Origin of the sequence: Alteribacillus iranensis, assembly GCF_900113025.1 — a bacterium.
In the GTDB taxonomy this organism is placed as follows: Bacteria; Bacillota; Bacilli; order Bacillales; family Marinococcaceae; genus Alteribacillus_A; species Alteribacillus_A iranensis.
This window is the reverse complement of the sequence record NZ_FONT01000002.1, coordinates 162,412-182,698: the sequence shown is the minus strand read 5'-3', so window position 1 is coordinate 182,698 and position 20,287 is coordinate 162,412. Positions and strand designations below refer to the sequence as shown.

At 40.8% G+C, this 20,287-nt stretch carries 20 protein-coding genes; 19 read left to right on the top strand and 1 reads right to left on the bottom strand.

All coding sequences use genetic code 11. The annotated features are described in order from the left end of the window. Positions 1–54 precede the first annotated feature (54 nt). From BM095_RS04940 to BM095_RS04925, 4 genes are read left to right on the top strand one after another with little or no spacing between them, the layout of a single operon-like run. Positions 55–519, top strand: a complete 465-nt coding sequence (locus BM095_RS04940) for a CoxG family protein (protein WP_091658345.1) — start codon at positions 55–57, stop codon at positions 517–519. Continuing rightward, on the top strand, positions 519–1,052 hold the full coding sequence (locus BM095_RS04935) for a (2Fe-2S)-binding protein (protein ID WP_091658343.1): 534 nt from the start codon (positions 519–521) through the stop codon (positions 1,050–1,052). The genes BM095_RS04940 and BM095_RS04935 overlap by 1 nt, the downstream gene beginning before the upstream one ends. Continuing rightward, entirely contained in the window at positions 1,045–3,393 is a 2,349-nt protein-coding gene (locus BM095_RS04930) for a xanthine dehydrogenase family protein molybdopterin-binding subunit (protein ID WP_091658342.1), read from the top strand. Before BM095_RS04935 ends, BM095_RS04930 begins: the two co-directional genes overlap by 8 nt. Beyond that, a complete protein-coding gene (locus BM095_RS04925) occupies positions 3,390–4,247 on the top strand; it encodes an FAD binding domain-containing protein (protein ID WP_091658340.1) in 858 nt (285 codons plus the stop codon). Before BM095_RS04930 ends, BM095_RS04925 begins: the two co-directional genes overlap by 4 nt. Positions 4,248–4,474: 227 nt before the next feature. On the opposite strand, the gene BM095_RS16835 is transcribed toward BM095_RS04925, so the two are convergent. Beyond that, a complete protein-coding gene (locus tag BM095_RS16835; RefSeq protein ID WP_281243864.1) occupies positions 4,475–4,597 on the bottom strand; it encodes a hypothetical protein in 123 nt (40 codons plus the stop codon). A 59-nt stretch (positions 4,598–4,656) separates the two neighbouring features. Here BM095_RS16835 and BM095_RS04920 point away from each other — a divergent pair, with 59 nt between their 5' ends. The 15 genes from BM095_RS04920 (at position 4,657) to BM095_RS04855 (ending at position 20,224) form a co-directional block, all read left to right on the top strand. Beyond that, positions 4,657–5,535, top strand: coding sequence for an AAA family ATPase (locus BM095_RS04920; RefSeq protein WP_091658338.1), 879 nt, complete (start codon positions 4,657–4,659; stop codon positions 5,533–5,535). Beyond that, complete coding sequence (locus tag BM095_RS04915) at positions 5,532–6,755, top strand: vWA domain-containing protein (RefSeq protein WP_091658336.1); 1,224 nt, start codon at positions 5,532–5,534, stop codon at positions 6,753–6,755. The genes BM095_RS04920 and BM095_RS04915 overlap by 4 nt, the downstream gene beginning before the upstream one ends. A 2-nt stretch (positions 6,756–6,757) precedes the next feature. Continuing rightward, a complete protein-coding gene (locus BM095_RS04910) occupies positions 6,758–7,873 on the top strand; it encodes an XdhC family protein (RefSeq protein ID WP_245757815.1) in 1,116 nt (371 codons plus the stop codon). Then, a complete protein-coding gene (locus BM095_RS04905) occupies positions 7,870–8,493 on the top strand; it encodes a nucleotidyltransferase family protein (protein WP_091658332.1) in 624 nt (207 codons plus the stop codon). Before BM095_RS04910 ends, BM095_RS04905 begins: the two co-directional genes overlap by 4 nt. A gap of 350 nt (positions 8,494–8,843) precedes the next feature. After that, positions 8,844–8,927, top strand: a complete 84-nt coding sequence (locus BM095_RS16900; RefSeq protein WP_407639142.1) for a putative holin-like toxin — start codon at positions 8,844–8,846, stop codon at positions 8,925–8,927. Positions 8,928–9,877: 950 nt separating this feature from the next. Continuing rightward, positions 9,878–10,969 (top strand): amidohydrolase family protein, encoded by a 1,092-nt coding sequence (locus tag BM095_RS04900; protein ID WP_091658327.1) that lies wholly within the window; start codon positions 9,878–9,880, stop codon positions 10,967–10,969. A gap of 23 nt (positions 10,970–10,992) precedes the next feature. Next, positions 10,993–11,346, top strand: coding sequence for a Rieske (2Fe-2S) protein (locus BM095_RS04895; RefSeq protein ID WP_091658323.1), 354 nt, complete (start codon positions 10,993–10,995; stop codon positions 11,344–11,346). 12 nt (positions 11,347–11,358) lie between these two features. Continuing rightward, entirely contained in the window at positions 11,359–12,105 is a 747-nt protein-coding gene (locus BM095_RS04890) for an IclR family transcriptional regulator (RefSeq protein WP_177194696.1), read from the top strand. A 188-nt stretch (positions 12,106–12,293) separates the two neighbouring features. Further along, positions 12,294–13,292, top strand: a complete 999-nt coding sequence (locus BM095_RS04885) for an NAD(P)/FAD-dependent oxidoreductase (protein WP_091658314.1) — start codon at positions 12,294–12,296, stop codon at positions 13,290–13,292. 138 nt (positions 13,293–13,430) lie between these two features. Next, entirely contained in the window at positions 13,431–14,630 is a 1,200-nt protein-coding gene (locus BM095_RS04880; protein ID WP_091658311.1) for a CaiB/BaiF CoA transferase family protein, read from the top strand. 23 nt (positions 14,631–14,653) lie between these two features. Further along, the gene (locus tag BM095_RS04875) at positions 14,654–15,634 is read left to right on the top strand and encodes an NAD(P)H-dependent flavin oxidoreductase (RefSeq protein WP_091658308.1); all 981 of its coding nucleotides are present in this window, start codon (positions 14,654–14,656) and stop codon (positions 15,632–15,634) included. A 164-nt stretch (positions 15,635–15,798) separates the two neighbouring features. Then, positions 15,799–16,614: a sulfite exporter TauE/SafE family protein gene (locus BM095_RS04870; RefSeq protein WP_091658305.1), complete on the top strand. Its 816-nt coding sequence runs from the start codon at positions 15,799–15,801 to the stop codon at positions 16,612–16,614. A gap of 147 nt (positions 16,615–16,761) precedes the next feature. Next, complete coding sequence (locus BM095_RS04865) at positions 16,762–17,751, top strand: TAXI family TRAP transporter solute-binding subunit (RefSeq protein WP_177194695.1); 990 nt, start codon at positions 16,762–16,764, stop codon at positions 17,749–17,751. A gap of 260 nt (positions 17,752–18,011) precedes the next feature. Next, a complete protein-coding gene (locus BM095_RS04860; protein ID WP_091658299.1) occupies positions 18,012–19,901 on the top strand; it encodes a TRAP transporter permease in 1,890 nt (629 codons plus the stop codon). A gap of 83 nt (positions 19,902–19,984) precedes the next feature. Beyond that, on the top strand, positions 19,985–20,224 hold the full coding sequence (locus BM095_RS04855) for a ferredoxin (RefSeq protein ID WP_091658296.1): 240 nt from the start codon (positions 19,985–19,987) through the stop codon (positions 20,222–20,224). Positions 20,225–20,287: the final 63 nt, after the last annotated feature.

Below are 20,287 nucleotides of genomic sequence, written 5' to 3'. Positions count from 1 at the left end.
TTTGTTATATCCTAACTCTACTATTTTATTCCAACATGAAAGGGGATTTTACTGTTGGATATTACATCATCACACACATTTAAAGGAATCTCGAAGGACACTTTGTGGAGTACTCTACAAAACAATGAAGTTTTGAAAAGTGCTTTACCAGGATGCAAGAAATTTGAAGAAGTCGAAGAGAATGTGTATGACGCAGAACTAGGTATTAACATTGGCCCAGTAAAGGGGGTGTTCACAGCAAAGGTAAGCCAGGTGGATATTAATGAACCAGATTCTTATCGACTGTTGGTAGAAGGACAAGGAAAGCCCGGTAAATTCAACGGGGACGCAGCGATGGAATTAGTGGAAGAAGGCGACAGCACGACGCTTCATTGCAGTGCGGATGTGGAAGTTACAGGTGTCCTTGCTACAGCGGGACAGCGCGTCATGAGCGGTGTTGCCAAAGTAGTGATGGGACAGTTCTTCAAAGACATTGAGAAAGAAGCGAAAAAAATCGCGAGCTTATTGGAGGGTATGTAATGGCAGTTGAGAAAAGGAATGTATCAGTGACAGCAAACGGACAAGCATGCAGTGCAGAAGTGGAGCCTAGAAAATTGCTCGTTCACTATTTGCGTGATGATCTTGGCTTGACTGGAACTCACGTCGGGTGTGATACAAGTCAGTGCGGTGCTTGTACGGTCATGGTCGATGGGGATATTGTAAAATCCTGTACGACGCTTGCCGTTCAAGCAGATGGTTCCGAGATTACAACCGTCGAAGGGCTTGGAACAGCAAACGACCTTCACCCGATGCAGCAAAGCTTTTGGGAAGAGCACGGTCTGCAGTGCGGCTACTGTACACCTGGTGTCATGATCGCAGCCCTTGGTCTCTTGAAGGAAAACCCAAATCCGACGGAAGAAGAAATTCGCGAAGGGCTCGAAGGTGTCATTTGTCGTTGCACAGGCTATCAATTTATCATTTCTGCGATTCAAAAAGCCGCAACTATCATTCAAGAATCTGGTATCGACTTAAACAGCCAGCAATTAGTGGGGGAGGGAACTCACAATGAGTAAAGTGGTTGGTACGTCCGTAAAAAGAAAAGAAGATTCCCGTCTTCTTACAGGGAACGGTCGCTATTCCGATGATATCGTTCTCCCTGGTATGCTTCACGCGACAGTCGTCCGGAGCACAAGTGCGCACGCGAAAATCAAAAAGATCCACGTGGAAGAAGCACTTAACCATCCGAACGTTGTGGCCGTTTACACCGGAAAAGATTTGGAAGGGAAAGTAGGTCCTGTCCCAACGTCTTGGTATGTCCCTGGATGTAATTTAAAAGAGCCTCCTCAATACCCGTTGGCGATTGACCGTGTTCGCTACGTAGGAGATGGTGTTGCGTTAGTTATTGCCGACGACCGTTATGCGGTAAAAGATGCAGCGGAATTAATTGAAGTGGAATACGAAGAGTTACCAGCAGTCGTAGGTCAAAAAGAAGCCATGAAAGAAGATGCCCCTCTTCTTCATGATGATATTGAAAATAACATAGCTCTCCAATGGAAAGCAGGAGAAATTCCTGAAGGTGTCATGGAAAATGCCGAAGTTGTCGTGAAAGAAAGCTTTTATGTGCAGCGCGTATTCCCGAGTCCGATCGAGCCAAGAGCAGCAGTGGCCCAGTACAATCCGGGAAGTGGGGAGTTGACACTGTGGTGTTCCTCTCAAAACCCTCACATACACCGTATGGTTCTTGCTGAAGTGCTTGGTATTTCTGAAGCGAAGTTCCAAGTCATTGCTCCTGATATTGGCGGTGGATTTGGAGGAAAGATTGGTGTATATCCAGACGAAGCCCTCGTTGCTTTTGCATCGCGTGAAATCGGAAAACCTGTGAAATGGATTGAAGAACGCAGTGAACATTATACCGCTGCTAACGCGGGCCGTGATGAAATCATTGAGGTAGAACTTGCTGGTAAAAAAGATGGGACACTAGAAGCGATTCACGTCAAAAATACAGCTAACTTAGGCGCATACTTATCTACAATGGGCGCTGGCGTGTCTACTATTGACTTTGGCATGATGATCACCGGTACTTATGATATCCCTTACGCTGCCTGTGAAACGACTGGCGTATATACAAACACAACGCCTACAGATGCCTACCGCGGAGCTGGTAAACCAGAATCGACGTATCAGATTGAAAGAATCGTCGACTTGTTTGCACGCGAAGTCGGTATGGATCCTGTGGAATTAAGAAAGAAAAACTTTGTTAAAAAAGAAGCGTTCCCTTATCAAAACGCACAAGGGCTTTTGTATGATAGCGGAGATTATGAAAAGCCATTGAATAAAGCGTTAGAAACACTCAATTATGAAGAGTTAAGAAAAGAACAAGAGAGAAAACGTAAAGAAGGAAAGTTGATGGGAATCGGCTTTTCTACGTACGTTGAAATGTGTGGATTCGGTCCTTCTGAAGTCGTTGGTGCCGTTGGGTTCCAAGGCGGAACATGGGAGAACTCTACCGTACGTGTCCATCCTTCCGGAAAGGTAACCGTATTCTGTGGAACGTCACCTCACGGGCAAGGGCACGATACAACATTCAGCCAAGTGGTCGCAGATAAGCTTGGTATTCCTATCGAAGACATTGAATTTGTGTTTAGTGATACGAAATCAGTATCGATGGGCTGGGGAACATACGGATCCCGATCGACTGCTGTCGGTGGTGCTGCAGTATCGTTTGCTGCAGACCGCGTCGTAGAGAAAGCGAAAAAAATTGCGGCTCATGAGCTGGAAGTAGCAGAAGAAGATGTCGAATTTGAAAACGGCACATTCTCTGTCAAAGGAGTACCTGGAAAAGAAAGAGCGTTTAAAGACATTGCTCATTCTGCCAACATGGCTTGGAATTTGCCAGAAGGAATGGAACCGTCATTAGAAGCACAGTATTTCTTTAAACCAGAGAACTTTGTTTTTCCATTCGGAACACATGTCGCTGTCGTCGAAGTGGACAAAGATACAGGAGAAATTGACTTGCAGCGTTACGTATGTGTGGATGACGTAGGAACCGTGATTAACCCTCTTACTGCGGAAGGACAAGTACACGGAGGAGTCGCTCAAGGAGTAGGACAAGCCCTTTGGGAAGGTGCCGTTTACAACGACAACGGTCAGCTGGTGTCCGGTACATTGATGGATTACACCTTACCGAAAGCACGTTTCTTCCCTACCATTGAATCGGACTTTACAGAGACACCTTCTCCGGTAAACCCGTTAGGAGCCAAAGGGGTCGGCGAAGTCGGGACAACCGCTTCCATTGCTGCTGCAATGAATGCCGTCGTAGATGCTCTATCGGTTTACGGTGTAACGGATGTAGAGATGCCGCTTACTCCGGAGAAAGTTTGGAAAGTCATTCAAGAAAAGGAGGGTAATCAATGATCCCAGTAACATTTGATTATGTTCGTGCGGAGAGCGTAAACGAAGCCATTCAACAATTGAAAGACAGCGATGGGGAAGGAAAAGTGTTAGCAGGAGGACACAGCTTACTTCCATTGATGAAGATGAGGTTAACAGAGCCGCAAGTGTTAATCGATATTACCGGTATCGATGCATTGAAAGAAGTAAGAAAAGAAGGGGATCGTCTCATCGTTGGTGCCTTGAACACGCACAGAGAAGTATCGATCCATCCTGACATCAAAGAACATATCCCTCTCGTTGCCGAGACAGCACGCCAAATTGGAGATATCCAAATCAGGAATAAAGGAACCATGGGTGGAAACATCGTTCACGCCGACTCCGCCGCTGACTTGCCGGCAGCTGCCTTCGTACTTGATGCGGAAGTTCTGATTACAAACGAGTTTGGCGAACAAGCAATGGGCATCGACAGCTTCATTCTTGGACCATTAATCACAATGATGCCGGAAGATAGCATTGTAACAGGGGTTTCTTTCCAAATTCCTCCGACTCATACGAAATCGACGTACTTGAAGTATTTCCATCCTGCGTCCGGTTACCCAGTCGTTGGTGTCGCAGCCGTAGCTGGCACGGACAGCAATGGAAACATTGACTTCGTTCGCGTTGGAATTACGGGCGCCGGAGACGTGGCGTTCCGAGCGACATCTGTCGAAGAAGAGCTGCTCGGTAAAGCTCCATCCGAAGCAGTGATCAAAGAAGCATCCAAGCTCGCGGCCGACGACGGAGAAATGGGAAGCGACTTGTTCGCGTCACCAGAATACCGTGAAAACTTGTGCAAAGTTTATACAGAACGTGCGTTGAAATCGATTTTACTGTAAATCACACATAGGTAGTGGCTTAGGGGCAGCACGTGAAAAGTGGTGCCCCTGCCTTTCCTTGTATGGGGAAAGCCCATTGGTCACCCACCGGCTCTTGGAATAGTGACACAAAGGTTCATGAATCCGTATGCAACGTCAAGAACAAAAGTAGATAATGCCCTAGGAATAGAAGAAATCCAACCCAAGGGAAATAACAAGCAATTTAGATGCCCTTGAAGTCATAGTTTTCAACACCAAGGTAATGTATACTGTTCTTCCGTCTGTAATAGTGACCCAGACATTCCTGTGCCAGTATTCAACGTTACTAACAGGAGACGTTCATGCCCTTGGAGAAATAAATATGCAATCAAGAGTCACTACCCCTAAATATAATCTTTGTTTATTTGTTTACATAGAAAGGAGTGGAGGGATGAGCATCCAAGACGGTATCCGTTCAATTGAAGAAGAGTTTGATCAGCACGGATACATTACCGACCATGCCGTAGCTATTTCGTTACATCTCGTGAAGACATTGCAAAAGCCTTTATTGATCGAAGGCCCTGCGGGAGTCGGAAAAACAGAACTTGCGAAGGTTCTCGCCCGATCGTTAAACACGAAGTTGATCAGACTTCAATGTTATGAAGGGCTAGACGCCGCTCATGCCATGTATGAGTGGAACTACGCAAAACAAATGCTTCATATCCAAATGAGGAATGGAACGAATGCCGATCCAACTCAAATCAAAGAGGAGATCTTTAGTGAAGACTTTTTATTAACGAGGCCTTTGCTGCAAGCGTTAAAAGAAGAAAAAGCTCCCGTGCTATTAATCGATGAAATCGACCGAGCGGATGAAGAGTTTGAAGCGTTTCTCCTAGAAATGCTTGCTGAATTTCAAATTTCTATACCTGAGCTGGGAACGATTCGCGCCAACGAGCGTCCTTATATTATTTTAACTTCAAATCGAACGCGTGAATTAAGTGATGCCTTGCGCCGGCGCTGTTTGTATCAATGGGTGGACTACCCAGATTTTGAAAAAGAAACCGCGATGATTAAAAAACGTTTCCCGGATATTAGTGCGAAGCTCGCTGACCAAATCGCTGCCTTTATGCAAAAGCTGCGGACACTGCCGCTTGCCAAAATACCAGGAGGAGCGGAAAGCCTCGATTGGGCGGAATCGCTGCTTTATTTACATGTCAACGAGCTCGACAAAGAAATTGTGACAGAGACGTTGGGGTGCTTTATTAAAGGAAAAGAGGACTGGAAAACAGTGGAGGCTGTTCTAGAAGAAGAGGAGTTGCTCCATCCATGATATTGTCGTTCCAGCCCCTGTCCAGAACGGGTAATTTGACAGAATATGTGTTATTATTTTGTCAAGCCCTGAGACGGGAAGGTCTTCTCGTCGGTATCCAGGAGGAAATCGATAGTTTGCGAGCATTGGAAGCCGTCGCCATCACGAACTATGAGCAGTTTAAGTTTGCACTACAAACCGTGCTTTGTTCGGGGAAAGAAGATATCCCTATTTTCGAAGACGTTTTTTATCAATATTTTGAAAAAAAAGACGATACGCGAGAGATGCAAAAAAGAAAAACAAAGGACGGGCAGTCCGATCCCCATTCCCCACACAATAAAAGAAAATCCGGCTCCAATGACGAGCCCATGACGAAAACAAAGCGGAAGCAAGGGAAAAACAAGGAGATGTCTTCTTCTTTCTCTTACGGGGCCGATCAACAGAACACAAGCGAGGGACTCGGTCAGGCTATTCAATTTATGGCGGCGAAAGCGAACAAGCAAAGCCAAAAACCTCGAGAAGCGATCATACCTGAAAGCGACTTGGACAAAATGGAGAAAGCGGCGTACCGGTTTATAAAAGCGTTGAAACTCCGTCAATCCCGTCGGACGTCATCCATTGATGGACTGCTGTTACATGGACGAAAGACGATCCGTCGCAGTATGCATACCGGTGGTGTTCCTATCGACCTTATGTTTAAAGGAAAGAAGCCCGAGCAAGCGAAAATTGTATTGTTGGGAGACGGTAGTCGGTCGATGGCTCCTTACACACCAAGGTTTTTACAATTTGCGTATTGTTTAACTGCGAAACATAGATACACAGAAACGTTTCTGTTTTCTAACTCGTTAACCCACGTCACCTCCCAATTAAAAACGGAGGAGCGTTATCTTCCTGCTCTTCACATGTATGAGGATACATGGGGAAGTGGAACGTGTATTGGCGATTCGTTGAATGAATTTGTGAAACAGTACAGTCACGCTTATTTAACGAGAAACACAATAGTTCTTATTATGAGTGACGGGTTAGATACGAGTGAAGCGGGACAAATGAAAGAAGCGTTACAGGAAATCAAAAAGAAAACGTCTCTTCTCCTTTGGTTCAACCCATTGCTTGGCACTCCGGGCTATCAGCCTGAATTGACAAGAATCAGAGAAGCTCTGCCTTATATCGATATTTTTGCGGAAGCACATCGGCTGGATTCTTATGTACAAGTTTCAAGAGAGATAAATAAACAGAGGTGATGATGGTGGAGGAACAAAAGAGGGTATTCGAAGCGATTCGGAAGGCGCAAGTAGAGAATAAAAAATCTGTGCTCGTTACAGTGGTAGAAGTGAGTGGGTCCGCATATCGCCGGGAAGGGGCAAAAATGCTGGTCGATGAAAGCGGAAAGACGACCGGAATGATATCAGGTGGCTGCTTGGAGTCAGACGTGGCAGAAGTTGCGAAAGAAGTATTGGAAACAGGGAAATCGGTGCTGAAGACGTACGTCATGGATGAAGACCTCGTTTGGGGACTGGGACTAGGGTGCCCGGGAACGGTTCATCTCTTTATGGAGCTCGTTCCAGCGGAAGAGGAAGCTTTCTCAGCATGGATCAACGCCATAGAAACAGATCAAGAAGGTATGATGGCTACCGTAGTAGAAGAAAGCCAGTCATCGAGACGGTTGTTTGTGCCGAAGAAAGACGGAAATAGCGTAGGAACCATACAAGATTCCTATCTCGAACAACAAATCAAAGATACAGTAGCAAAAAAGTTTGCAGAGCGTAATCCCAAATCAGAAACGGTACCATACAAGGATGAAGCCGGTAATCAGGTAGATGTATTTTTGGATGTGTATCAGCCGCCCATTCCTCTTCTTATTTTCGGTGCTGGTCATGACGCAATCCCCGTCGCTCGTTACGCAGTGTCACTGGGGATGAAGACGACCGTTATCGATCAACGACTATACTATAACAGTGAGGAACGCTTCCCGGGTACCAACCGGATTATCGCGTCTCCCAGTCAGTTTGCCGACAACGTACACATTGATGACCGTACGTATGTCATTGTAATGAACCACCATATCGAAAGAGATAGAGACACGTTAAAGTTCGTCTTACCGTCTGACGCATGTTACGTAGGTGTATTGGGGCCGCGGAAACGCCGGGTGAAAATGCTGGAAGCTATAAAGGAAGAAGGGATCGAGTTTAGCAGCAGCCAGCTCGCACGGATGTATAACCCCATCGGATTGGACATCGGGGCTAGCACCCCCGAAGAAATCGCGATTAGCATGATGTCTGAAATTATTGCTATTCAGAAAGGCCATACTGGTGGCTTTCTTCAAGGAGCCGAACATATTCATGAGGCGCAAAACGCATGAAGCCTCCTGTGTTCGCGATCATCTTGGCTGCAGGTACTTCCTCTCGAATGGGGGACATAAAGCAAATGCTGCCTCTCCAAGGGAAGGCGATGCTCCAGCACGTCATAGACAAAGTGATAAAAGAAGACTTTACGGAAATCATCACTGTCGTAGGGCACGAAGCGAAGCGAATCCAAGCAGAAATAGAAGGGAAAGATCCTCGCTTCCAGTGGAAGGTAAACCCTGACTACAAACTTGGTCAAAGCACCTCATTGAGATGTGGGTTAGAAACAGTCATCAAACAAGCAGAATCTTATCCCTGTCATGTTATGGTATTCCTTGCAGATTTGCCTTTTCTTTTACCTTCTACCATTCGTGACGTCTATACAAAAGGTATAGAAGTAGCTAAAATGGAAGATAAACCATTTATCGTCCGGCCAAGCTATGAAGACGTAAAAGGGCATCCCGTCTTTTTCGGAAATGCCGAAAACCTTTCCATGGACGTATTGCAAGGGGATGAAGGCGGAAAGCCGCTGATGTCCCAACTACACAAAAAAGAAATCCTTCCTGTGACAGATGAAGGGATTCTTCTCGATATCGATCATAAGAAAGAATATGAGATGGCACGGAAGCGAACATAAAAAGCAGGAAGGCAGATAACAGTCCCTTCCTGCTTTTGTGTGTCATACGGTATTCAAGCGCAGGCTTTCTAGATATTAAAATTCAACGCATTTTCTATTCGTTTCAGTTCCTTATAGATATATTGTTTACTAAAGTCATAACAAAATGAATTAAATGACTTCTCTTGAGTTGTTCCGTCTCGGAGTATTCAGCTAAGAGAATGAGTAACAAGAGCCCACTATCATTACGATGGTGGGTTTTTCCAATATATCGGATACAATCACAATGTACCATGATATACTTATAAGACAATAGATTGGTAACTCAAGGGTGGTCAGGCATCATCTCCGAGGAAAGGGGGTGGTGCACTATGACGGTATTTCAAGCGCTTATTTTGATGATTAGCTTTGCTAGTCTTGTCGTGGCGATACTGTCATTTTACGACAAAAAATAAATCACCCTTGAGTTAGGTTAGGCCCAGGGTGATTTATTCGCACCTAGCCGATCCCCCTTGACGGGAACCAACTATTGTGTGAGACCGTAGGTGTTACCGCACCTATGGTCTTTTTTAGTATATGAATTTTCTAATTATAGTATACCCTAAATTTCGGGAACAGCAAACAATCAGTTATTAATCATAGTGATATTCACTGTGGAAGAGAACGTTTGCTTGAAAAACTTCACCTTATCGAACGATCCGCATGATATCGGTGTGATTAGTGACATAGTTAGATAAAAGTTGAAGTTCAGAATAACGAATTACCTCTATTATTGCCTTTGAAAGGGTAAGCTCACTAATCTCAGAAATTATGCCTTTCCATTCCGATAAAAAGCGGTGAGACAAACGCACCGTTGTTTTTCTGGTATTGTTTGAACTGCGGAAGGACTCCATCTCATTTCCTCTGTAAGAAAAGGAAGGTATTCTTTTATAGGAATTTTACGGTGTTAGATTTTTCTTGTTATCAAATTACCTCCATTAAGAATGGTAACTTTCTAACAAACATGAGTGAGGTTAAAATGTGGGATTTTAGTACTTTAGGAATCTTTGCAAATACATTAATCTTACAGTCCTTTGTTCTCTTATATTATCTTACTAAAAATAAAGATTACTTATAGCTAACATTAAAAAAATTTATTTTTCATGTCGTATATAACATTTTATGCTGAAATGTAACAAATTATTATTGAACGCTTACTCCGTAGGTTACTAACAGCAAAAACCGGTAGTGAAGGATAAGCTTAAGACTAATTAGCATACAGGGAACACATAAAAATGTATTTTATTTAATTTTTATATAATTTTAAAAATTGTGTTGATTATTGGGTAAAAAACTAATATAATCTTTTTTAGGGACAGTGTCCCTCTTACAAAGTTTAAAGAATATTATAAGGAGGTTTTACATTATGAGTACTAAACAAACACAAGTAATCGAGAAAAACTCGCTGTCAATTAGACAACCTATTATCGATGTGGACGTGCATGAAATGTTACCTCATCATCATGATTTAGCTCCTTATTTAGAACAACCCTGGAAGAGATGGTTGACGGAATGTGGTTGGAATGGTACCAGACAGTTACCATATGTACAACACTTACCAGGAGGGGTTGAGAAAATGGACGCAAAGCCTGGGGATGGTAGGCCCGCGGGCTCCGATTATAAGCTAATGAAAGAACAATTATTAGATAAATATGATGTCGAGCATGCAATATTAACTGGTTTATTTTATCCATCTACTATGAAAGCCCAATATGAATTTGCTACAGCACTGGCGTCTGCCTACAATGACTGGCAAATTGAGAATTGGTTGGATAAAGATTCACGATTTAAAGGATCTATCCACGTTGCTGCACAAGACCCTCACTCGGCAGCAAGAGAAATTGATAGGCTCGCGTCACACCCTCAAATGGTTCAAGTATTACTGCCTATTGCCTCATTTTCTTATGGAGACCCATTTTACCATCCGATTTTTGAAGCGGTAGAACGTAATGGACTACTTATCGCAATGCATCAAAGCACCCACACTACCACAGCTTTAGATAATGGATACCCACGATTTTTTATCGACTGGCATACTTTATTACCCCAGGCTTTCATGTCTCAAGTTGTAAGTTTAATAACGAATGGCGTATTTGAGAAATTTCCAAGTTTAAAAGTAATAATGCTTGAGGGAGGTTTTGTATGGTTACCTGCTTTAATGTGGAGGTTAGATTATAACTATAAGTCTCTGAGACAAGAAGTACCTTGGGTGAAAAGGATGCCTAGTGAATATATTAAGGAGCATTTTCATTTTGCTACTCAGCCTATTGAAGATGCGGATCCCAAGGAAATGAAACAAGTAATTGAAATGATTGGAAATGAAAAGACTTTGTTATTTGCAACCGATTATCCTCATTGGGATTTTGATTCACCGACAAGATCACTACCCACAACCTTATCCAAAGAGTTGAAACGTAAAATATTATTTGAAAATGCCAAGGAAGTTTATGGACTATAACAATATGAGAAGAGGTGTTTTTGATGAAATATACCATTTGCAAAAAAAATGAGCTCCTTCCAGGTGAAAAAAAAGCAGTTTCAGTAGGTAAAAAATCTATTGTAGTAGTTTGTACTGGAGATAATGAATACCACGCCATAAAAAATTCGTGTCCACATCAGGGGGCGGAGTTAAGTGAAGGTAGAGTGGGAGGTACTACAGTTTCGCAGGAGGTAGGTGTAATTCAATACGATAAAATAAATGAAGTAATTCGATGTCCCTGGCATGGGTTCGAATTTAATGTAAAAACAGGATGTCCACTATATCCGAGTGATAAAACTAGGATAAAAACCTATGATGTACAAGTTGAAGACGAAAATATCGTAATTAATCTTTAGTAGGTGAATAACTTGGCCGATCACATTAAAATTGTTGAAACTACTATTAGAGCTTTAAAAATACTAAGCGAGACTAATGAAGGCATGGGTGTTAGAGAATTAAGCAGGATGTTAGAGGTTAACAAAAGTACTTGTCATAGAATGCTCTTAACATTAGAGGATAATGGGATCGTTAACTATGATAATAGTAATCAAAAATACCAGCCCAGTTTAGGAATGCTCCAGATAGCTAATAAAACAGCTGAACATAATAACTTGATAAACACTGCTCTCCCTCATATGACAAGGTTAAGAGACTTAACAAATGAAACAATAGCATTGTATGTCCGTATATTAGATTATCGTATAGTTGTAGCGAAAGTAGAGAGCAATCTTGATCTTAGGTGGTCTCCAGTCATCGGAAACGCTTATCCCCTCCACCGAGGAGCAGCAAGTAAAGTTTTTCTCACTTGTGAATCTGATGAGCTTTTTCAGCAGGTGTTGGAAAATTTTTCCGAAGATAAAGACAAAGATAAGTTTGTTCAAGAAATTAGGGAAGCAAAGTTAAATCAATATGCAACAAGTGTTAATGAAATTGAATTAGGGGGCACAGGGATTGCTGCACCAATATATGATAAAGAAGACAATTTGGCAGCAGTAGTCAGTATTTATGGTTTGTCAAGTCGTATAGATAATAAAATGCTAGGTTCATTTATTGAAGAAATTAAACAGACAGCAATGAACATAACAAAGGGGTTAACTCTTACGCTAAAACATTAAATTTATGACTTAATGATGTTACTCGCAGGTATTTAACTAGTAACGAAAATGATTTTTTAATACTTTCTAGAATAATAAGATTTTCATAGGAGAGTGGGGGATATACTGAACAAATAAAGTTTTCATCAATTGTAGATGATATTTTTGAATAATCAAATGTATGTTCGATTATTGGGGAGGTTTTTCTGCTGCAAAGTGACAAAGTGATTTATGACATAACTATTATTGGTGGGGGCCCCACAGGTTTATTTACAGCATTTTATGCAGGCCTACGTCAGATGAAAGTGAAAATAATTGATAGTTTACCAGAGTTAGGTGGTCAGCTAGCCACACTTTATCCGGAAAAATATATTTATGATGTTGCTGGTTTTCCAAAGGTAAGAGCACAAGATCTGGTTGAACAGCTTGTGAAGCAAACTAATTATTTTGAACCTACTATATGCCTTAATCAATTTGTGGAAACACTAGTCCGCACAGATAACAAAACTATTAAACTGACAACAAATAAAGGTGTCCATTTAACAAAGACTGTCGTACTTACAGCAGGAAACGGTGCTTTCAGACCTCGGAAACTAAAAATTGATAATGTGGATCAATATGAAGGGAAAAACTTACATTATTTTATTAATGACCTAGAACAATTCCGAAATAAAAATGTTCTTGTCTGTGGTGGTGGTGATTCAGCAGTAGACTGGGCTCTTATGCTAGAATCATTGGCAAAAAAAGTTACCTTAGTTCATCGCCGTGATAAATTTCGCGCCCATGAACACAGTGTCAAACAACTTCTAGACAGTAACATTGATATAAAAACCCCATACGTTCCGGAAAGTTTTAGGGGAGATGGTGAATTTATTCATGAGTTAGTACTTCGTCATAGTAAGGACAAAAATAATATAGAAACAATCAAGGTTGATGATGTGATTGTAAACTATGGTTTCATATCTTCCTTGGGGCCAATTGTGGACTGGGGGTTAGAAATTGAAAGGAACTCGATTGTCGTGAATACAAAAATGGAGACAAATATTCCGGGAGTTTATGCAGCTGGGGATATTTGTACTTATAATGGCAAGGTTAAATTGATTGCAACTGGTTTTGGTGAAGCACCTACGGCTGTTAATAATGCAAAAAACTTTATAAATCCTGAAGAGAAAGTACAGCCACGTCATAGTACATCCATTTTTTCATAAGGATGAAATGATTTAGAGAGAAGAATGTTTATTATTCTAGGAAGCTATTATAAATATTAGTTTAACTTTCTCCTATCACTAACTTCATGGCAAATTTATTTTTTATAACGCTTCCTCTTAGGAATGGAGGAATAAAATATGGGACTTCCTTTAACTGGAGTAAGAGTCCTGGATCTCTCACATGTCGTAGCAGGTCCTTTTTGTTCAATGCTTTTAGCTGATGCAGGCGCAGAAGTAATAAAAATTGAAAACCCCAGAGGAGGTGAGTATGGAAGGAAAATTGGTCCATTTAAAGAAAATGGGAATGGTGAACGAACTGCAGCATGTTTTACGAGAATGAATCGTAATAAAAAATCAATAACAATTAATTTGAAAGATGAACGAGGACGAAAAATATTTTTAGATATGATAAAAGAAAGTGACATAGTTATCGAAAACTTTAGACCTGGAGTTTTGGATAAAATGGGTATTGGTTATGACGTGTTGAAAAAAGAAAACCCAAAATTAATTTTAGCTTCAATAAGCGGATTTGGCCAACAAGCGGAAGATAGCCCTTATTGGGAGCGGCCCGCTTATAATATGATCGCTCAATCTATGGGGGGGATTATGAGTGTAACAGGGGATGAAGAAGGACCACCAATGGATGTTCCTTTACCAATCGGCGATATGATTCCTGGAATGATGGCTGCATTCGCGATATTACAGGCACTCATTTATCGGGGACAAACGGATAAAGGTCAGAAAATTGATCTTTCTATGTATGACGTAATGTCCCTGTTGAGTGAAAGGAATATGTTTAATTATCAGTTTACTAACATATTACCTAAAAGGGGTAAAGAGGACTATATCGCTCCACATTCTGCCTACAAGGCAATAGATGGTTATTTCGTCGTAGACTGTTATTCGAATAAGGAATGGAGGAAGATATGCGAGAAAATGGGCCACCCAGAGTATATTGAAAGTTTAGACACAGGAGTCAAACGGGCAAAGCAAGCTGAAAATTTAATCAGACCAATGATTGAAACATGGGCTAGTAATAAAACTAAGTTCGAGGCAGCCGAAGAGTTGGTACTTGAAGGAATAGCAGCTGGCCCCGTACAAGACATCTCAGATTTATTAAATTGTCCGCATCTTAAACACAGAGACATGCTTGTAGAAGTAGAGGATCAAATTGCAGGGAAACTAATATACCCGGGTAACCCTATTAAATTCTCTGCAATTGAAAGGAGTTCTTTTGAACCCTCTCCAACTCTAGGAGAACACACTGAAATTTTGAAAGATATGTTGGGTATAAACGAGGCGGAATATGATGAATTAAGAGAAAAAAATATTCTATAGGTTAATTAGGAGGGCTCTTCCAGATGAACACTCGCATAACTGAACTCTTTGGTATAGAGTATCCAATTGTCCAGGGAGGTATGGCCCATATAGCTTATGCTAGGCTAGCTGCGGCTGTTTCTAACGCTGGTGGTTTAGGACAGATAACAGCTATGTCATTAGAGACTCCTGAGTTATTAAGAGATGAAATTTCTAAAATCAGAGAATTAACATCTAAACCCTTTGGAGTAAATTTTGCAATTGGGATGGGTAGAAGACCTTATAAGGAACACTTGAAAGTTGCCATCGAGGAAAATGTACCAATTATTAGTATTACAGGTGGGAATCCCACCCCCTTAATTGAAGAAGTGAGAGAAACTGAAATAAAAACTCTGATCTTAACAGCCACTGTAAGACAAGCTCAGAAAGCTGAAGAGCTCGGTGCAGACGCTATCATTGCCGTAGGACAAGAAGGAGGGGGACATATTGGAAGGGAGAACATTGGCACGATGGTTCTGTTACCAAGAATAACTGAATCTGTCAGTATTCCTGTTCTTGCAAGTGGAGGCATTGCTGATGGTAGAGGATTTTTAGCAGCTATGTCTCTAGGGGCAGAGGGCATTGAAATGGGTACAAGATTTATAGCCACCAAAGAGTCAATTGTGAGCAAAAATTATAAGAAGGCTCTGGTGAATTTGTCAGAAATGGACACCGTAGTTATTAAACGATCATTGGGACAGCCGGGAAGGGCTATAAAAAACAGAGCAACAAAGGAAATTTTAGAAAAGGAATCTAAAGGGGCTAGTTTTGAAGAGTTAAAAGAATACTTAAATTCAACTACCAATAAAAAAGCGATTTACGAAGGGGATGTTGATAATGCCTATTCTTGGGCTGGACAAGCTATAGGATTAATTCATGATATTCCGAGTTGCAAAGAGCTAATTTCAAATATAGTAGAAGAGGCTATAAGCATCAATAGTAATATTGGAGTCAAAATAAAAGGCGAGAATAAGAATTTTGTTTAACAAGTTTTTGACTGAAAGTTTATGCAAGAGATTTACATTTAAGGATATTTGAGATATCAAAATCGAGTTAATCCATAAAGCATAGACCCAGAAACAAAACTACTGTACAGATATAATTTCAACAATTTTTGAGCACCTTCAAAATAAAGAATTTACCAGGGTTCATGCCTACTGGAAATCCCTTATTGGGAGGTGAGTCTTTTAATATTGCAGGGGGGATGATTCTGGAGATTCTATTACTATTAACAGGGGCTTTGCTTACCGGTGTAATTAAAGGGAGTGTGGGTCTAGGCAGTGGGATCCTCCCAGTCACTGTACTATCCATATTTTTGCCTCCTGATCAAGTAGTTGTTTTATTGTATCCTGTCATGCTTACCACAACTTTATTTTCTCTGGTGCCTAACTGGAAGAAATGGAATACTACGATGTTAAAAATCTTATTACCATCCAGTATTTTAGGTTCTTGGTTAGGGGTATTACTGTTAGTAGCTATTACAAATAATGTTTTGCGTATAACCGTAGGGGCTTTAGCTCTCTTATTTGTTATAAATGAGTATTTTAAAACAAGAAAATCAAATAGCGAAAACGAAAAGAGTAAAAAAAAAGGATGGGTATTTTATGCTGTCGCTATCATCATTGGCTTTTGTGGAGGTGTTATGAGTAGTCTGATTCATTCCGGTGGTTTAATTTTTAGCATGTTTTTACTACGTTTGAATCTCTCTAATAAATCATTTGTTGCCACTTTAGTTGCGCTAATGGCAGTCAATGACTTAGTTAAAGGTTTATTTTACGGACAAGCGCAACTTATTGATCTTTCGAGTATAGCCCTTCTAATTGGGATTGTTATTTTGGGAATAATAGGTGTGGCCGGTGGAAATTGGATCCAAAAATTTATTTCGGTAAAACACTTTCGTCTTATAATACTGACTGTCTTAACAATAAGTGGATCATCATTATTTTTCAGTGGTATGAGTTTTTGAAATGAGCATTCAATCGCAAAACCAAATCAATGTAACTAATTTTTACAATATTAAATTTACTGATCTCAAAATGCTTTCTATCATATGTTTGGGGTACCTTTATTCGCGTATTAAGCGATGAAATATATCAGTGAGGAGGAAAATAAAATGAAAAAGTTCCTATCGGCGTTATTTAGTTTATGTTTGGTTTTTGCATTAGTGGCTTGTGGATCGAGTGGAGGAGGAGAAGCATCTGGAGGTGAAAGTGAGGAAACCTTTCTATCAATTGGGACTGGTGGAACTGGGGGTGCTTGGTACGCAATTATGTCAGCTGCAGGAGCGGCGCTTAACTCTGATTTAAATTTAGACGTTCAAGCCACTGGTGGAAGTATAGAGAATATGAAACTTGTGACAAATCAATCAGCCGATCTTGGGTTTGCATCACCTGATACTGCCTACTTTGCGTACGAAGGCGGTAGAGAATTTGATAATGCTAACCCTGATTTAAGAGTAGTAATGGCAGGAAATATGATGTACGAATATATAATTGTAAGAGCTGACTCAGATATTCATGAAATGGAAGATATTAATGGAAAGACCGTATCTATTGGAGCTCCTGGTAGTGCCACAGATATTGTGGGAAATGAGGTTCTTAGTTCATTAGGAGTTGAGCCAGCCGAAACTATAAATCTAGCTCACTCAGAGGCTGCAACTGCGTTACAAGAAGGAACGGTTGATGTCATGATGGCTCTATCTGGAGTCCCGTTTACTGCGGCTACAGAATTAAGTACCGTGGAAGATGTTAGATTTATACCATTAAATCAGAATGAAATTGACACAGTAGTCGAAAATAATCAGTACTGGTCAGGAGGAGAACTTCCTGCGGAGACTTATGAAGGTCAAAATCAACCTATCCCTGGTATTAATGTAGGGTCATTGGTAATAGCAGATGAAAGTGCATCAGAAGATGACATTTACAATCTATTAAATACATTACTGGTAGAAAATCATGATGAATGGGAAAAAGGGCACAATTTAGCTTCTGATTTTACTATCGAAATGATGGAAACCTATGTAGAGAACGGAGTGGTATTGCTGCCATTTCATCCAGGGGCTGAGAAATTCTTTGAAGAACAGGGGGTTACACTCAATAAGTAATTACCTTATTATACCTAATTAGGTGAATGTTATGAATATTTGGAATATTGTCGGCAGATGCACCGTTAATTTAATGATTCGAACTCTGAAGAATTCTATTACCTAGTAAATAAAATTAATGGGATATTGCGCGGAAGGGTCAAGTGTTTAACGCTTTCCTTTCCCGCCCTATCATTTAATAATGCTGAGGCGTGATCGGATCAATAGAGAAATTTAATCTTTTCAAACCTTCCCATTCAAGGGGAGTCAGGAGGGAAATAATGAAACAGGATGTTACTAGTTTTAAAAGTGCATCGATGATGCAAAAAGCAGCTTTTATTATTGCAACCATTTTTGCTCTCACAAGCTTGTACTTTGGCTTAAGTCCCCAAGCCGGGATTATACAACAGGTGGTCCATTTAATGTTTGCGATAATAATAGTCTTATTGTTTTATCAAAACGGTAAAAAGACAATTGTTGGAATAGTCACACAGTTTGTTGATTTAATTGTTTTGATTATGATTACCTGTAGTATGCTGTACTTGCTGATTAATTTTGAGTCTATTGTTTGGAGAGCGGGAAATTTAAATACACTTGACCTAGTTGCCGGTGGTGTTACCATATTCGCTGTTTTATACGGAACCAAAAAAGTTATCGGTTGGAGTTTACCGATAATTGCCTCAGTGTTTATCTTGTATGCAGTATTTGGAAGACATGTTCCTGGGCCTTTTCAACACGGCGGATATAGTTTAGATCGAATTATAGGTCATGTCTATCTCACGGAAGACGGTATTTTTGGCTCACCATTACAGGCATCTGCAACTCTAGTTATCTTTTTTTTAATTTTTTCCTCCTTTTATGAAAGAGCAGGAGGTAGTAATTTAGTAATTCAGTTAGCTAACAGTTTATTTGGGTGGATGAAAGGAGGCCCTGCAAAAGTTTCCGTCGCGGCAAGTTCACTCTTTGGTAGTATTTCGGGAAGTGCTGTAGCAAACGTCGCCGGTACCGGGGCAGTAACCATTCCTTTAATGAAAAGAACTGGATACAAGCCACACTTTTCAGGGGCAGTGGAAGCGGTTTCTTCTACAGGTGGTCAGTTTATGCCGCCTATAATGGGGGCAGCAGCATTTATTATGGCGGAAATGCTAGGCATTTCTTACGTAGAGGTTATTATTGCGGCAATTGTGCCAGCCATATTATATTACTTCACGCTGTTTATCGTAGTACATCTAGAGGCTAAACGGCTAGATTTGAGCAAGATTAGTAAATCTGAACTTCCTCCTCTGAAAAGTGTGTTATTGGACTACGGTCATATGATCATACCCCTGATTATCTTGGTTTATCTTTTAGTTTTTTTACATTATTCACCTGCAAGAGCGGCTTTAATTGCAGTGGGGCTTACTGTTTTGGTGAGTTTTTTACGGAAAAGCACTCGACTAAATATTAGGTTGATATTTGATTCTCTACGAAGTGCCTCTATGAGTGTACTACAAGTAGCATTAGCATGTGCTTGTGCTGGCATAGTCGTAGGTGTATTTGCTTTAACTGGGTTGGGGATGAAGTTGTCACACATTCTGATAGACCTTGCTGGAGGAAGTCTGTTATTGTTACTCATTCTTACGGCCGTTACGAGTATTATTTTAGGTATGGGAATGCCAACTGTTGGGGCTTATTTAGTTTTGGCTATTTTGATTGCCCCTGTACTAATTGATGCAGGATTTCATCCAATTGCGGCTCACTTGTTCATCTTTTACTTCGGTAATATGTCGAATATCACTCCTCCCGTTGCGTTAGCATCTTTTGCCGCTTCAGGGTTAGCCAAGGCGAATATATCTAAAACTAGTTGGACGGCAACACGATTGGCTGTTGCAGGCTTCATCTTGCCGTTTATGTTTATCTATAATCAAGAATTGATGCTGGTAGGTAATTTTATTGATATTGCACGGGTTGTATTCTTCACTGGAACAGGGATTGTATTTTTAGCAATAGGGCTTCAAAAGTATTTTTTGACAACCCTAGGACGCATGGAGCAAGTCATTTTAATTGTCGCTTCTATTATGTTAATAAGTCCAGAAGTCATAACCTCTATAATTGGAATAGTACTTGGAGTAGCTATACTAATTAACAACAAAAGAAAGGTAAGTTCCCTGGAAGCAAAAATCCCTGCCTAGTCAGAGTTTAGGCAATCATTGTTCACCAACGTGTAAATTTATTTTAAAGGTATCAAATGATAATTTATGGAGGTATGTATGGAGTGGCAAAATATACTATGGTTGATCAGGAAACTTGCATAGCTTGCGGAGCTTGTGGGGAATCTGCCCCTGAGGTCTTTGAGTATGATGAAGAGGGTCGTTCCTATGTTGTCTTAGATAGTAACAATGGGATCGAGGAAATTCCAGAAGAACTTCTAGAGGGTGTGGAAGACGCCTATGAAGGCTGTCCAAGCGATTCCATAAAAATGAGCAATAAGCCTTTTAAGGTATTGAATAAATAAAATAATATTTTCATTTCAAATTAGAATTTTTTATGGGTTGTTCACTAACATCTTCGTATTCCC